Origin of the sequence: Aquimonas sp. (assembly GCF_044377145.1) — a bacterium.
GTDB lineage: Bacteria > Pseudomonadota > Gammaproteobacteria > Xanthomonadales > Xanthomonadaceae > Aquimonas.
Genome location: NZ_JBILJQ010000040.1, coordinates 1 through 14619, shown reverse-complemented (window position 1 = coordinate 14619; position 14619 = coordinate 1). Strand labels below are relative to the sequence as shown.

General features: G+C 68.0%; 13 protein-coding genes. 7 read left to right on the top strand and 6 right to left on the bottom strand.

Translation table 11 applies throughout. The features are described 5' to 3' along the window. Positions 1–575 precede the first annotated feature (575 nt). Positions 576–1139, bottom strand: coding sequence for a YdeI family protein (locus tag ACIQ7H_RS12915; RefSeq protein WP_395792086.1), 564 nt, complete (start codon positions 1137–1139; stop codon positions 576–578). Positions 1140–1376: 237 nt separating this feature from the next. Between ACIQ7H_RS12915 and ACIQ7H_RS12910 the strand changes: the two genes are divergently transcribed. The 5 genes from ACIQ7H_RS12910 (at position 1377) to ACIQ7H_RS12890 (ending at position 9321) form a co-directional block, all read left to right on the top strand. Then, complete coding sequence (locus tag ACIQ7H_RS12910) at positions 1377–2519, top strand: hypothetical protein (protein ID WP_395792084.1); 1143 nt, start codon at positions 1377–1379, stop codon at positions 2517–2519. Beyond that, positions 2520–2957: a hypothetical protein gene (locus ACIQ7H_RS12905; RefSeq protein WP_395792082.1), complete on the top strand. Its 438-nt coding sequence runs from the start codon at positions 2520–2522 to the stop codon at positions 2955–2957. Positions 2958–3302: 345 nt separating this feature from the next. Beyond that, complete coding sequence (locus tag ACIQ7H_RS12900) at positions 3303–3914, top strand: PAS domain-containing protein (RefSeq protein WP_395792080.1); 612 nt, start codon at positions 3303–3305, stop codon at positions 3912–3914. Continuing rightward, positions 3914–6487 carry a chemotaxis protein CheB gene (locus ACIQ7H_RS12895; protein WP_395792078.1) on the top strand — a complete coding sequence of 858 codons (2574 nt, stop codon included), beginning with the start codon at positions 3914–3916 and terminating at the stop codon, positions 6485–6487. Before ACIQ7H_RS12900 ends, ACIQ7H_RS12895 begins: the two co-directional genes overlap by 1 nt. A 305-nt stretch (positions 6488–6792) precedes the next feature. Next, a complete protein-coding gene (locus ACIQ7H_RS12890; protein WP_395792076.1) occupies positions 6793–9321 on the top strand; it encodes a thrombospondin type 3 repeat-containing protein in 2529 nt (842 codons plus the stop codon). A gap of 366 nt (positions 9322–9687) precedes the next feature. On the opposite strand, the gene ACIQ7H_RS12885 is transcribed toward ACIQ7H_RS12890, so the two are convergent. After that, a complete protein-coding gene (locus tag ACIQ7H_RS12885; RefSeq protein ID WP_395792074.1) occupies positions 9688–9924 on the bottom strand; it encodes a helix-turn-helix domain-containing protein in 237 nt (78 codons plus the stop codon). After that, entirely contained in the window at positions 9924–10430 is a 507-nt protein-coding gene (locus ACIQ7H_RS12880; protein WP_395792072.1) for a DUF2975 domain-containing protein, read from the bottom strand. Before ACIQ7H_RS12880 ends, ACIQ7H_RS12885 begins: the two co-directional genes overlap by 1 nt. A 365-nt stretch (positions 10431–10795) precedes the next feature. Here ACIQ7H_RS12880 and ACIQ7H_RS12875 point away from each other — a divergent pair, with 365 nt between their 5' ends. Next, on the top strand, positions 10796–11764 hold the full coding sequence (locus tag ACIQ7H_RS12875; RefSeq protein WP_395792070.1) for an ATP-binding cassette domain-containing protein: 969 nt from the start codon (positions 10796–10798) through the stop codon (positions 11762–11764). After that, a complete protein-coding gene (locus ACIQ7H_RS12870; protein ID WP_395792068.1) occupies positions 11761–12579 on the top strand; it encodes an ABC transporter permease in 819 nt (272 codons plus the stop codon). The genes ACIQ7H_RS12875 and ACIQ7H_RS12870 overlap by 4 nt, the downstream gene beginning before the upstream one ends. A 174-nt stretch (positions 12580–12753) precedes the next feature. Here ACIQ7H_RS12870 and ACIQ7H_RS12865 read toward each other — a convergent pair whose 3' ends face one another. From ACIQ7H_RS12865 to ACIQ7H_RS12855, 3 genes are all read right to left on the bottom strand, one after another. Next, positions 12754–13182: a hypothetical protein gene (locus ACIQ7H_RS12865; RefSeq protein ID WP_395792066.1), complete on the bottom strand. Its 429-nt coding sequence runs from the start codon at positions 13180–13182 to the stop codon at positions 12754–12756. Positions 13183–13435: 253 nt separating this feature from the next. Further along, positions 13436–14161 carry a hypothetical protein gene (locus ACIQ7H_RS12860; RefSeq protein ID WP_395792064.1) on the bottom strand — a complete coding sequence of 242 codons (726 nt, stop codon included), beginning with the start codon at positions 14159–14161 and terminating at the stop codon, positions 13436–13438. Further along, the coding region (locus ACIQ7H_RS12855) for a type IIL restriction-modification enzyme MmeI (protein ID WP_395792062.1) at positions 14158–14619 on the bottom strand (462 nt) is incomplete at its 5' end. The genes ACIQ7H_RS12855 and ACIQ7H_RS12860, both read right to left, overlap by 4 nt.

Genomic DNA, 14619 nt, shown 5'->3' with positions numbered 1-14619 from the left:
GGCAGCGGAGACTCCGCGGCCTCGAAGCCCGACGCTGCGCTGGGGCAAATGTGGCGGGTGAGGGCCTGCGAACCCTCTCCCCCGACCCCTCTCCCACAGGAGAGGGGAGCACATCCCGCATTCCCCCTACCCCGCGATCCACGCTCCAGGCCCCTCTCCCCGTGGGAGAGGGGTTGGGGAGAGGGGCCGATCGAAGCACACGCTCACGCCTCACTCCGCGATCCACGCTTCAAGCCCCTCGCCCCACAAGAGAGGGGTTGGGGTGAGGGGCCGACCGAGGCACACGCTCACGCCTCACTCCGCGATCCACGCTCCAAGCCCCTCTCCCCGTGGGAGAGGGGTTGGGGAGAGGGTTCGGGCGGAGCGCAGACAAGAACCTCGCCGCGGCCACCAAACCACATCGTCGACAGTCGTATCCAACGCGAGCAGCGCCACCGCAGCCTATCCCGCAGGCACCGCATAGCGCGGCGGAGCGTTTCGATGCGTGGCGACTCAGAGCCAAGTTGCGTAGACCGACAGACCATGCGGGCTTCGCAGCAAGCCGCGCCGCAGCACCGGACAAGGTCACGCCAGAGCTACCTCAAACGCTGCCCCGCCGAGCTGGCCTCGACCAGCTTGGCGAGCCGCGCGGCGCGGGTCTCGGGCTTCTTGGCGGTGGTGATCCAGTGCAGCACCACCTTGCGATAGCTGGGCGGCGTGCGCTCGAAGACGGCCCAGGCCACCGGATCGCGCTGGAACGCAGCCAGCTCCAAGCTCGACAGCTCGGCGCTGTCCTCGCGCTCATACGCATACACGCCCGAGCGCGCCTCGCTGCGCAGCGCAAACGCGCGCGCACCGACCGGCTGCATGCGCCCCTCGGCTTCGAGCTGGGCGAACTTGGCGATATTCACCGCGCTCCAGATCGACTGCGGTTTGCGCGGGGTGAATCGGATCGAGTACGTCGCATCGTCGATGCGCCGGCGCACTCCGTCGATCCAGCCGACGCACAGCGCCTCGTCGACCGATTCCGACCACGACATGCAGGGCATACCGCTGCCGACCTTGTGGAAACCGACCAGCAACTCTGCCGCCGAATCGGCGTGGGCCGCGAGCCACCGCCGGAAGGCCAGCGCATTCGCGAAAAAGGTCGGTGTGCTCATGGGCATGTACTCGAATTCAGGAAGGCTTGACAGCGCAAGCGCGGCCCCGGCAAGCAGGCCGATTCGTACGTCGGTTGTCACCGCGAATCGCCGCTCGGCGCCGCGCGGAACTCCAGTGGGATTCTCACCGGCGACCGCGCCCGCGCACCACCCCTCAGGAAGCACGACGCCGCTACACTGCCGCCCCAATCTCGCCCCGATGCACGCCCACAGCCGCCCCACCGGAACTCCATCCGCATGCTCCCAGAACAATTCGTGGCGCGGATCGAAGCGCGCGATCCCAGCGTCGCCGAGGACATCACCGATGCCCACATCGGCCAGTTCGACGCCCGCAATCGCAGCCTGTTCGATATCGCCCTGCTCAGCGATCACCGCGAGGTCGTCACCGCGCTGGCCGCGCGCAAGGCAGGCCACGCGGTCGCCGCGCAGCCGCGCGATGAGCTCAAGCCCGCGCTGCGGCACCTGCTGGCCTCGCTGGATCCACGTCGCGGCATCGCCAAACTGGAGGCCGACCTGCGCCGCAGCTTCGGCGACGACCTCGGCCTGCAGCGCACACCGCTGCTGCAGGCCTGTCGCCTCGGCCATGCCTTCGCGATCGAACAGCTGCTGCAGGCTGGCGCGAAACCGGGCAGCAAGGACCTGCTGGGCCTGAGCGAAGCCGAGCTGTGTCTGGACGCGGGCGGCCTGCCCCTGCTCGACACGCTGGTGAGCCTCTGCGTTCGCCACAAACGCAAGCTCGTGCTGTCCGAGGGCCTGATCGAGCGCCTGCTCGGCCAGCCGGAAGCCCTGCAGACCTTGGCCGCACAGGCCGAGCTCAGCGCCGGCGCGAAACGGCTGCTGATGTGCCTGAATTGCGCGCGCCTCGACACCGATCGCGCTGCCGCGATGCTGGACGCCGGCTTCGATCCGAACGCCGCCCTGCACAAGCAGGCCCACGCGCTGTTCGAGGCCTGCACATCGAGCCTGCTGCTGCAGCATGGACTGGCCGACTGGCTGCCGCTGGCCTGGCGACTTGCCCGTCGCCGAGGCGCACCGGGCACGCATGCGATCGTGATCGATCCAAACAATGGCACGGACGTCGCCACGCAGATGGCGGCGGCCCGCGCTGAAGTCCGCGCCCGACAGGCGCAGCTGGACGCATTTGATCTCGACGCGCACACGATGGCGGCGCAGACCGCAAAACGTCTGCAGCTGATCGCCGTGCTGTTCAAAGCCGGGCTGGACCCCGCCCTGGTGCGCAAGAAGGCGCCGGACTTCTGGGTGCGCGACCTGCTCGGCCTGCAGCAGCCCGAGTTGATCCAGGCCCTGCTGGCCCACGGCGTCAACCTGGAGCCACAGGACTACGAGCGCGATTCCATCCCCGCCGAGCAGCTGGCCTAGTTGGACGCCCGCGCGCTGCCGGCGAGCGCGGACGATGACGGCTTCTTGCGCGTGCGCGATTCGGCCTCGCAGTGGGAACTGACCGGCGAGACCAGCCTGCTGGCCACTGCCCTGCCCGCGCAGCCGCTGCCCGGGCAGAGCTTCATCGCCCGCATCAGCGTCTGCAATGTGTACGGCCCGATCGACGAGTGCCAGGTGTGCGTGCGCGCAAGCGACGACGCCGACTGGCAGGCGATGCAGCTGCGCGAGGAACTGATCGACGCCGAAGGCGAGCTGCGTCGACGCGCGCCCGGTGAGACGCCCGCTGGCGAAGCACCGTGGTCAGCCACCTTCGAACTTGAATGCACGCGCGCTGCCGACCGGCGCGCCCTGCAGATCCGAGTCCAGGCCGCCAGCGCAGGCCTTGATCAGATCCTGACGGACTGGACGCTGCGCTGAGCGCGCAGCCGCGCGTTCACCAAGCATCTGAGGCGAACGCGGGCACTGACACCGCAGCCGTATAGAGCGAAGCTTGCTCCGCTGGTGTAGCGACGCCTCCGGATGTTCTCGCCCGCCGGAAGAATGCGGCCGAGCAAGTTCGGCTCTTCGTGCCTTCGAGATGCAGCCGAGCAAGCTCGGCTCTACCGAACCGCCACGAGCCATCACAAGCGTGAGTTCCGCCGCGCTGGTCTTCAGCCTCGGCGGTTCACGGCTGCTCGCGGTGTCGCGGCAGCGATGCGCAGCGGTGCATTCATCCGCGGGGGCTACTATGCAGCCTGCTTCCCATCCAACACCGGAGACTCCATGCCCCAGATCACCGCCGAGCCGGGCGAACGCGCCACGCTGCGCCACGACGCCCAGCAGCGGTTGAACGCTGGCAACGCGCCGTCGACCCGCGGCTGGGGCGTCAGTGTCGAGGCCCTCACCCTGCTGCACCGGCTCGCCAGCACGCCTGCCAGCGCCGCCGATGCATTGCAGCTGCTGCATGAGCTGCAGGTCCACCAGGTCGAGCTGGATCTGCAGCAGGCTCAACTCGAAGCCAGCGAAAACGAACTGACCGAGGGGCTGGCCCACTACCGCATGCTGTACGAGCTGGCGCCGATCGCCTACTTCGTGCTCAACCCCAGCGGTGAGATCGAAGAGTGCAATCGGGCCGGCGCCGCCTTGCTGGAGGCTCCCGGTGAAGAAGTCAGTGGTCGCCATTTCGGCGCCTTCCTGTCGGCGGAAGGACGGCTGCGGCTCGCCCAGCTGCTGGACACGCTGCCGCGCGGCGGCGCGACCAGCCCGCCGTGCAGCGTTCAACCTGCGAATACCGTGGACGACAGCCACCGCTGGAAGATCACGGTCAGCACGGTGCCGGCCAGCGAGGCCCTTCTGCTGGTGGCGACCCAGGGCTCAGTCTCGCCGGTCAGCTGATGCCAGCTTCCGGCCCGGCTACGCCCGGCGCGCTCGCTGAAGCGCCAGTGCTTGGCGATGTATTGCCAGCGCGGGTTCGGGTGGTTGGCATCGGTGCCTCCGCGGGCGGTTTGCAGGCGCTGGAGCTGTTTCTCGCGGCAGTGCCCGCCGACAGCGGGCTGGCCTTCATCGTTGTGCAGCATCTCGATCCGACCCAGAAGGCGCTGCTGCCGGAGTTGCTGCAGCGGATCACCCCGATGCCGGTGCGCGAGGCAGCCGACCGCATGCGCATCGCTGCCGACTGCGTCTACGTGATCCCGCCCAACACCGAGCTCAGCCTGGCCGGCGCGTCGCTGAAGCTGGCGCCACCGGCCGAACCGCGCGGGCTGCGGCTGCCGGTCAATGTGCTGTTCTCCTCGCTGGCCAGCGTGCAGGGTGAGCAGGCGGTGGCGGTGGTGCTGTCTGGCATGGGCTCGGATGGCACCTTGGGCATGCAGGCGATCAAGGCCGTGGGCGGGCTGACGGCCGCACAGGAGCCCGCCAGCGCGCAGTTCGATTCGATGCCGAGCAGCGCCATCGCCGCGGGCTGCGCCGATATCGTTGCGCCGCCCGAAGAACTGCCGAGCCGCATTCTCGCCGTCCTCATGCACGCGTCGACGCCACGGCGCAGCCCGAAAGCGGAAACACCGGCCAGCCCGGAAGCGGCGCCGTTCAAGCAGATCATCGAACTGCTGCGCCAGCGAACCCGCCACGACTTCACCCTGTACAAAGTCAGCACCCTGCAGCGACGCATCGAACGGCGCATGGCGATCCACGCCATCGACTCGGTGGACGCCTACGCAGAGTTCCTGGAAAGCAATGCGCAGGAAACCGACCTGCTGTTCAAGGAACTGCTGATCGGCGTCACCAGCTTCTTTCGCGATGCCCCGGTCTGGGAGTACCTGGCGGGCACCGCCCTGCCCGAGCTGCTCGCGAGACGCGGCGATGAGCAACACCTGCGGGTCTGGAGCGTCGGCTGTTCGACCGGCGAAGAGGCGTACTCGCTGGCGATCGCGTTTGCCGAGGCGTTCGACCAGCTGCCGGAAGCGCAAGCGATGAGCCTGCAGATTTTCGCATCCGACATCAGCCCGGACGCGATTGGGGTCGCGCGGCGTGGTCGCTATCCGCTGTCGATTGCCGACAGTGTCTCGGCGCCGCGCCTGGCGCGCTTCTTCGTCGCGCACCCGACCTACTACGAAATCAGCAAGAGCATCCGCGACCGTGTGCTGTTTGCCCAGCACGACGTCGCGCTCGACCCGCCGTTCACGCGGCTCGACCTGATCGTCTGCCGCAACCTGCTGATCTACTTCGTGCCCGAACTGCAGCGCAAACTGCTGCCGCTGTTCCACTACAGCCTGCGGCGCGGCGGCCTGCTGCTGCTCGGTAGCTCCGAGACGGTCGGACGCCTCACTCGACTGTTCACGCCGCTGCACGCGCGGTTGCGGCTGTACGAACGCCAGGAAGACGGCGCGATTCGCGGCGCCAATCTTCTGCTGAAATCATTCCCGCCCCTGCGCGGCACGTCCAAGGAACCCCCCATGTCAGCGCCGCAGACACCCGAACCGTCCAACGACGGCCTGCAGAGATCGGCGGACGATGTCCTGCTGCAGAACTACGCGCCGGCCGCGGTGGTGATCAATGGCGAGGGCGACATCGTCTACATCAGCGGACGCACCGGCAACTATCTGGAGCCGGCCGCCGGCAAGGCCAACTGGAACATCCACGCGATGGCCCGCGATGGGCTGCGCGCGCCCTTGGTCGAGGCCTTGCGAGGGCTTGCCGAGCGCAACGAACCGCTGCAGCTGCACGAGCTGCAGGTGCAGACCGGAGCGGGCACGCAGGTCGTCGATGTCACCCTGCAGGCCTTCCAGGAGCCCGCTGCGCTGCGCGGCATGTCGATGCTGGTGTTTCGTGATGCCCCAGCCGCGCCGGCCGGACGCGCGCGGCGGCCCAAGGGCGCGCTTTCAGCCTCACACGAGGCCGAGCTGCGGCAGTGTCACGACGAGATCCGCAACCTGCGCGAAGAGGCCCGCGCATCGCGCGAGGAGCTGCAGTCGTCGAACGAAGAGCTGCAGTCCACCAATGAGGAGCTGCAATCGGCCAACGAGGAGTTGACCACCTCGAAGGAAGAGATGCAGTCGATGAACGAAGAGCTGCAGACGATCAACAGCGAGCTGCAGACCAAGCTCGACGATCTGGCGCTGGCGCAGAGCGACATGAAGAACGTGCTCAACAGCATCGAGATCGCGATCCTGTTTCTCGACCAGCAGCTCAACGTCCGGCGCTACACCGATCGCGCGGCCAAGCTGGTCAACCTGCGTGAGAGCGACATCGGCCGGCCGCTCAGCGACATCACCAGCAGCCTGCAGTACCCGGCGCTGCATGAGGACGCACTGGAAACCCTGCACACCCTGCTGCCGTCGGAAAAACAGATCCGCACCGATGACGGCCGCCAGTTCCAGGTCCGGGTGATGCCTTACCGAAGAATCGACAACATGATCGACGGCGTGGTGATCACCCTGCTCGACCTCACCAAGGCGCCGCGCGCGTCGTGAAGTGAGGCAGTTCTCATGCAACTCGCGCTAGAGCACGCTCGTCGGGTTCAGCCGAGCACCCTCGGCTCTAGGCGCATTCGAGCAAGCAGGCATCAACATCGGCGCGCTGAAGCGGTCGCTCGCTGCGCTGTGGCGGGGATCGACGAAACGGCCGAGCCATTCGGGTCGCTGCCGGCAGCGCGCTGAAGCGGCGCTGCCGGCAGCGCGCTGAAGCGGAAGCGACGTGAGCCCTTGCCGCGGTTTCCGGCGTTTGCTGGGGAAGGTGCAGCTGCGCCGCCCCGTCCAACCTCAGCCAGGATCCTCCGATGTCCCGCGAAGCCCTTCCGTCCCTTCAACCGCTGCGTGCATGGGTATTGCGCACGCTGGTGCTGCTGAGCGCCACGGCAACGAGTGCGCACGCGCAAGTCGACTGCAGCACCGGCTTCGAATGCGGGCGCGTGGCCTTCGGGGAGTACTTCCTCTCCGGCCCGGTCAGCCACCGGCTGTGGACGCAGAATCTCGATGGCTCGCAGCGCACCTTGCTGGCGGAGCCGGCATTCAGCACCGGCACCTTCATCCAGGACCTGCAGTTCGATGCCGCCTCGCGCAAGCTGTATTTCTCGGCCAGCCCGGGCAGCTTCTCGTCGATGATCTACACGATCGACGTCGACGGCACCGACCTGACCGACCTCACCGGCGGCAGCTGCCGCAACGACCAGTTCGCGATCAGCCCCGACGGTGCCCGCATCGTGTTCCGCCGCAACTGCGGCCCGACCGACCTCGACGACAAGATCTGGCTGATGGATATCGACGGCAGCGACCAGCGCCTGCTGACGTCCGCACCACCCGTCAGCAACGATCCCACCGGCAACAAGCACGGCAGGCCGGCATTCAGCCCCGATGGCCAGTCCGTGGTGTTCACCTCGCAGGCTGCGGCCTCCGGTTCGCGCCAGGTGTATCGGTCGTCGCTGGACGGCAACACGGTCGTCGCACTCACCGACCCCGGGGTCAACAGCAGCTTCAACGATGAACCGGTCTACCTGCCTGACGGCCGCATCGTGTACGCCTCCGGTCGCGCCGCGACCCAGGGCCCGCGCTACAACGACCTGTATCGCATGGATGGCAACGGCGGCAGCGGGCTGCGCCTGACCGACATCGTCGGTGGCAAGAGCAGTCTGGTGGTCAGCCCCGACGGCAGCCGCGTGCTGTTCATCAACCGGCCCGATCCGGTGGGCTTCACCGTGCCGCCAGTGCTTTACCTCGCGCGCACCGACGGCAGTGGCGTGGTCGCGCTCTACGAGGATCCGGCGGCCGACCGCGTGTTCGTCAGCACGGCCCGCTTCAGCCCCGACGGCAGCCGGATCGCATTCGAGCTGTGTTACTCGTCCGCCGGCGACTGCATCTACGCCACGCGGGTGATGGACCTCGACGGCGGCAATGCGGTCACCTATGGCGGCCCCACGGACAACGTGCCGTTCCGCGGCTTCGGCCGGCCCGACGTGGATGGTGACGGCGTGATCGATGGTGCGGATTCGTGCCCGGCGGTGCCCAACGGCTACCGCGTCGCCGTCGAGCTGGAGAGCCTCGACGTGTGGACGCTGAACTACGACGGCTCGCAGCCGCTGCGCGTCACGCCCACTTCTGCGGCCGACGTGCACCCTCGCTTCGACACCAGCGGGCGGCGCATCGTGTTCTCGTCCAATCGCGCCGGCAACGACTATGAGATCCACATGATGAACGCCGACGGCAGCGACGTGACTCGCCTGACCAACGTCGTCGGTCGCGACGAAGAACCGGTGGTCAGCCCCGATGGCACGAAGATCGCGTTCCTCGGCACGCGTCCGCCCTCGAATGCCAACACCGATCGCAACGTCTGGATCATGAACGCCGACGGCAGCAATCCGATCCGACTGACAACCAACCAGGGCTTCAACGGCCAGGCCAACAATCCGGTGTTCAACCACGACGGCACGCGCATCGCCTTCGACAGCGTGCGCAACCTGCTCACCGGCAACAATCGCGAGATCTACAGCATCCGCACCGACGGCACCGACGAGATCCGCCTCACCACCACGGCCGGCATCGACATGGAGCCTGCCTACAGCCGCGACGGCAGCCGGATCGTGTTCATCTCCTTCCGCGACGGTGCGGCCACCAACGGCGAGATCTACACCATGCGCGCCGACGGCTCCGACCCGCGCCGCATCACCAACACCACCTTCCGCGAGTTCAAACCCACATTCTCGCCGGATGGCGCGCAGATCGTGTTCATGGCCGACTACGACGGCAGCCCCAAGCCGTACGCGATGCAGCGCGACGGCACCGGCCTGCGCAGGATCACCAACCTTCAGAGCTTTACGCGCCCGACGCTGGCCCCGCAGGCCGATGGCGACGCCGACGGCATTGGCGATGCCTGCGATCCGGCCTTCGATGTGGCAACCGCGGTCGGTGCGCCGGTGACCGTTCGGGCTCCGGGCGTCTCTGTCGAGTTCGCTGGCATCATCGGCGCGGGCAGCACCGCCTTCACGCGGATCCAGCCCGATCCCGCAGCGATGCCGGCCGGCTATGCTCTTTGCGGCACCTGCCCGGCCTTCGACATCACCACCACCGCCAGCGTCGTGCCCCCGATGACCGTCTGCATCGAAGTGCCAGCCAGCCTGCCGGCGGGGACTTTTCTGCAGCTGCGCCTGCTGCACGGCGAGAACGGTCAGTGGATCGATCGCACCACCGTTCGCATCGACCTGCCGGGCGCGCCGCGGCAGGTCTGCGGCGTGGTTGATTCGCTATCGCCGTTCGCGCTCGCCAGCCCGGGTGCAACGCCGGGGGATGCGGTGTTCGCTGACGGATTCGAATAGCGCACGCGGCGACGGCGAGCCAACTGGACCGCGACTGGGGCCCTGGCTGCTCCATCCGCACCCGGGACCTGCTGGAGAGGCGCCGCGCGATGAACCCAGTCGATTCCCATGTGATGCATGCCGCGTTTGCGGTCGGCCACCGACTTCAGCCGAGCGCTCCCGGCCGCTCACGCGTTGCAGGCTTCAGCCGAGCAAGCTCGGCTGCAGGCGTCGTGGGTTTGAGCCGAGCAAGCTCGGCTCTACCTGCGTTGTGAGCGCCAACCGAGCTCGGCTCTACGGCTGCTCAGGCTTTCCATCGGCGTTCGCAGTCCGGCAGGCCTTCGGATCTCGCCTCGGGCAAGTAGAGCGGAGCGTGCTCCGCTGCTGCTACTCAACGTCCTCGACCGCCATATCGTCCGCATCGAACTCATAGCCGAGCAGCTGCCCGGGCGTGCACCCGAGCACCGCGCACAGCCGCGCCAGCGTACGAAAGCGGATGCCCTTGACCTTGCCGCTGCGGAACAGCGACAGCTGGGTTTCGCTGATGCCGACTTCGGCGGCGACCTCACGCGCGGTTCGGCCGCGGCGGGCCAGGACTTCGTCGAGCTTCACCCGGATCGGCATCAGATGATCTCGTCCAGTTCGGCCTGCAGCGCGCGGGCCTGATCGATCACGCGAGCCACCAGCACCAGCGCGGCGCCGATCACACCGAGCACGATGGCTGAAAGCTCGAAGTACACATAGCTGCCGGGAGCATCGAGCACGAAGCGCATCAGGTTGATCACCGCGAACACCTGCAGCAGCGCGCCTGCGAGCACGCCGAGGCCGATCCAGCGCAACGCGCGCGCAACCGTGGTATGGAAGCTGCGGCCGGCGGCCAGCTCACCCAGGGCGAACTGGGCCGACCACAATGCCCACAGATAACCGACGGCCGGCAATCCCTGAATGCCACGCAGCAGCCAGCGCTGGGCATCCGTCAGCGCGCCGATGTCGGCCAAACCAATCGGCAGACCGGCCAGGCCCGGGAGGATCAAGGCCAGCAGCCCGATCAGCACGCAGACGGTGGCGATGCGGAGCACCCGGCACTGGCGACGAAACTCAGCGGCCTGCAGGTGTGGCGCGGTATTCATGCGTAGGTTGTTCCTGGTGAATGCAGCAGTTCCGATTGATCCGCGCAGCTGAGGTTTGACGGGCAAGGCGTGACACGGAGCGGCTCACCGGCCGGCGCAATCGCCCAATCCTGTCCGTGCCGGACCTCGCATCCACACGCCGCGACTTGAACGCGCACGCCAGTCGGTACGGCCGCATCACCGGTGCAGGTGCAACGCTGCGGGCCGCCCGTCCGCGAGGCGGATTCTGCATCCATTCGCAGCGCGCGCCATGCCCGTTGCCAACCTCAAATCGCACCATCGCAGGCCCAGACGAATTTAATCTTGACTTAAAACTCGACGCCCCGCTAGATTTAATTCGCACTTAAATCCCAGAGCCCATCGCCATGCACGCTGCAATCCGCACCTTGGGCCTTACCCGCCGCTTCGGCGACCGCGTCGCAGTCGATTCGGTATCGCTGACCGTTCCAGCACGTAGCGTCTACGGCTTTCTCGGCCGCAACGGCGCCGGCAAGACCACCACCATCAAACTGCTGCTCGGCCTGCTGCGCGCCGACGCCGGCCAGGTCTGGATCGATGGCATCGACATCGCCCGCGATCGCATCGCCGCCGCGCGTCGCATCGGCGCCCTGCTCGAAGCACACGGCTTTTACGGCCATCTGAGCGGGCAGGCCAACCTTGATCTCGCGCGTCGCCTGCTCGGCCTGCCCGCCAGCGAAATCGGCCGCGTGCTCGAACTCGCCGGCCTCGCCGCGCAGGCGCGCCGCCGCGTCGCGGACTACTCGCTGGGCATGCGTCAGCGCCTGGGCCTGGCGCGGGCGATGCTCGGCGCGCCGCCGGTGCTGCTGCTCGACGAACCCACGAATGGGCTCGACCCCGAAGGCATCGCCGAGATGCGCGAACTGCTGCGCGAGCTGCCGGAACGCACCGGCGCCACCGTGCTGGTGTCGAGCCATCTGCTCGGCGAGCTGGAGCACAGCGCCAGCCACATCGGCATCCTCAGCGAGGGGCGGCTGGTGCTGGAGGGCGCGCTGCCTGAACTGCGCTCCAGCCTCGCCACCGAGCTGTGCATCGAGACCGACGAACCGGGGCGCGCCGCCGACGTGGCGCGTGCGAAAGGCGTGGAGCTCACTCGCGAAGGCGACGTGCTGATCGCGCGCTTCGCCGCCGGCACCGACAGCCGCCGCGCCAGCGCCGCACTGAACCACGCGCTGTGCATCGCCGATGTGCCGGTGCATCGGCTTGCGCCGCGCCAGCTGAGCCTGGAAGCGCTCTACCACCGCGCCGCGCAAAGCGCCGCCGCGCGTCGCGTCGATCCGGCAGAAGTCGATCCGGCAGAAAGCTCATCGCCATGAACCCGAATCGAGCCTTCAATCCGCCCGCCGCCGTGAACCCGACCAAGCCCATGAGCCCAGCGCGCGCCACAGCACCGCCTCGCGCCCGCCTGCGCACCGCCATCGCGGTCGAGGCCGCCAAACTGCAGCGCTCACTGGCCCTGTTGCTGGCCCTGGTCGCGCCTGCGCTGATCGCCGTGTTCGTGTTCTTCAACCTGCTGCGCCTGCAGACCGCGCCCGAGTGGGACATCACCCTGAAGGGCGCCGCCGCGATCTGGGCCTTCTTCATGCTGCCGATGAGCGTCACCGCGCTCACCGCCCTGCTCGCGCAGACCGAGCACAGCGTGCGCAGCTGGGACTACCTGCGCGCCCTGCCCCTGCCGCGCTGGCACCTGTACGCCGCCAAAGCCGTCAGCGTGCTCGCCGTCGTGGCCGCGATGAGCCTCGCACTGGCCGCGCTCACCCTGCCTGCGATCTACGGCGCCAGCTGGATCAAACCCGCTATCGCCCCGACCGGCAGCGTCGACATCGCCGGCTTCCTGTGGCTGCTGACCCGCATCTACCTCGCCGCCTGGCTGCTGATCGCCATCCAGCTGTGGATCGCCCTGCGCTACGCGAGCTTCGTGCCCGCGCTCGCCACCGGCATCGGCGGCACCTTCTTCGCCGTGGTCGCCACCTCCGCCCAGATCGGCCAGATCCTGCCTTGGCAAATCCCCGTCAACCAACTCGCCGCCGACCCGGCACGTGCGCAGATAGCGCTGGCGATTGGATTGTTCGGTGGGGTGCTGATGTTGGCGTTGATGCTGTGGAGACTGGGTCGGAGGGAGTGGGTGTGAGGCGTTGCTACACCGGTCCCGAGCAGCGTTGGCGAAGGTGCGCACTCTGCGCGATCAGCGCTTCGGCCAAGCCAGCTACGCTCCAAAGTCCTTCAAGCGGCGGGCGGACACGCTCAGGGCGATTTCTTCCCGCACGTCGCACGCCGATCCGAATCACTTCGAGTGCTGCGGCGTCTACTCCGCAACCGGCTGATGGATGAGATCTGCGACAGGGCTGATCCGCCACCCCGCTTGCTCGCTCAGCGGCCGCAACGCCGAGTCGATCGATGACACCCCGCGCAAGAGGAATCCGCTCTGAGGCGCCTCGACTTGCCAGTCCTCACTCCGCAGTTCCATGTCGAAGCCCGCGCCGCGGAGGCGAAAGAAGCAGTCGTAGCCCTGGTTGGCGAGTCGTTGTTCGATCCACTTCGGGCGCGCAGTTCCGAGCGCCACGGCCAGGCACTCGGCCGCCTCGGCCAGGGTCATCGGTCGAGGCGGACTCAACCGACACTGCAGTGCGGGCGAGGACCGCCTCACCATGCCATCGGCCGTGCGCGCGGACACCGCCCACTGCACGTTGGCGAGCTTGGCATTGAGGCGGGCGAACTCGCCGGTGATTCCCATGCGGCGATGACCTTGACCTGTCCGAATGTTCAACAGCCCCACCCTGGACAAAGCGGCGGCGAGGCATGACCGCGGCGACCTGCGAGTCTGCGATGTTGGGACGCACCTGCGGCTTGTCCCAACCTACGCAGATACTGCGCCACGGCGCGGCCTTCGTAGGTTGGCGCCAAGCGCAGCGCGGCCCAACCTCGGGCGCGCAGAGGGCAGAGGCCGCATGCGGCATCGGCGTGAACACTTGCTCGAGGCCCCGCGTTCAAACACTCCGCTCTTGCATGGGAGCAAGCCTCACATCGAGCGCGCCGAGCACACGCGTGAAACCCTCCGCACCCAGATTGCCCGCGCTCAGTGTTGCGGAGCGCGGGCTGTTCGGCCGCAGCAGGCCCGCGTAGGTCGCAAGCTCCGGCACCGCACCGCACCAGTAGCGATATCCGCGCATGCACAGCACCAGCGCGTCGCGGCGCATCGCCCGCCGCAGCAGCTCGAAACTGAAGTGCTGCGACGGCAGGCGCAGATGGGCGTGCGCAAACTGCTCGGAGTGGTAGGGAAAGAACTCGATGCACAGCAGGCGCTCGGCCAGCGCCTCGACGCTGAGGCCGGACGCACGGAGCAAGGGGCCGCACTGACGGCGCCACCAGCGCTGACCCGGGCCGTGGCTCGGGTCCAGCAGGTGGAAGTGCGGCGCACCGGAATCGCTTTGCACATGCGCGCGCAGCGCGTGGACAAAATCGGCGCGGCGGTGATGACCGGCATCGTCCTCGCCCAGCCCGGGGTTGGCGAGCAGCAGGACCACCGGCGCGGCGTGCGGACCGAAGAAGGGTTCCGGCTGCAGATCCAGGTTCAAGGCTGCACGCGCCGAGTTTTTCTCGCCCTCACCCAGCGAGGGCGACTGCATCAGCGGCAGCCAGGCCGCGTCGCACGGCAGCACGAAGGGCGCTGTAGTGGGCAGCTCATGCCAGGGGTTGCGCGGCGGCGCACTCAATCCGCGCCCTCCTCCACTTTCCGACTGGGCTTTGCGCGTCCGCGCTTCGGCTTCTCGGCCGGCAGCAGGCTGGTCAAAGCCTGATAGCGCTCAAACAGAAAGGCGACGCGTTCGGCGTCGGTGCCGAGCTTGGGCGCCTTGCGGCCTGCGGCCTTTTCGACGGCGGCGTAGGCGGCATCGACGGCGCGGTCGAGCTGCTGGTGGGCCTTGACCAGGGCCGGCGGCATGGAAAGCGGATCGTAGAGGTCGGCGAGCGTGCTGTCGGGGAAGGCCGCGCGGGCATCGAGCACCGTTTGAGCGGCGGTTTCGATGGCGCTGCGGGCCTTGTCGTCCGTATGCGTCCGCCCAAGCCACCTACCGCTTCCCCACTCGCCGTGCTGAGCCTCAGTTGCAGATCGGCGCCCAGCCCTCGATCGGCAGCAAGCTGTCGATGTCGCGGTTGCGCGTGGTCGGCAGTC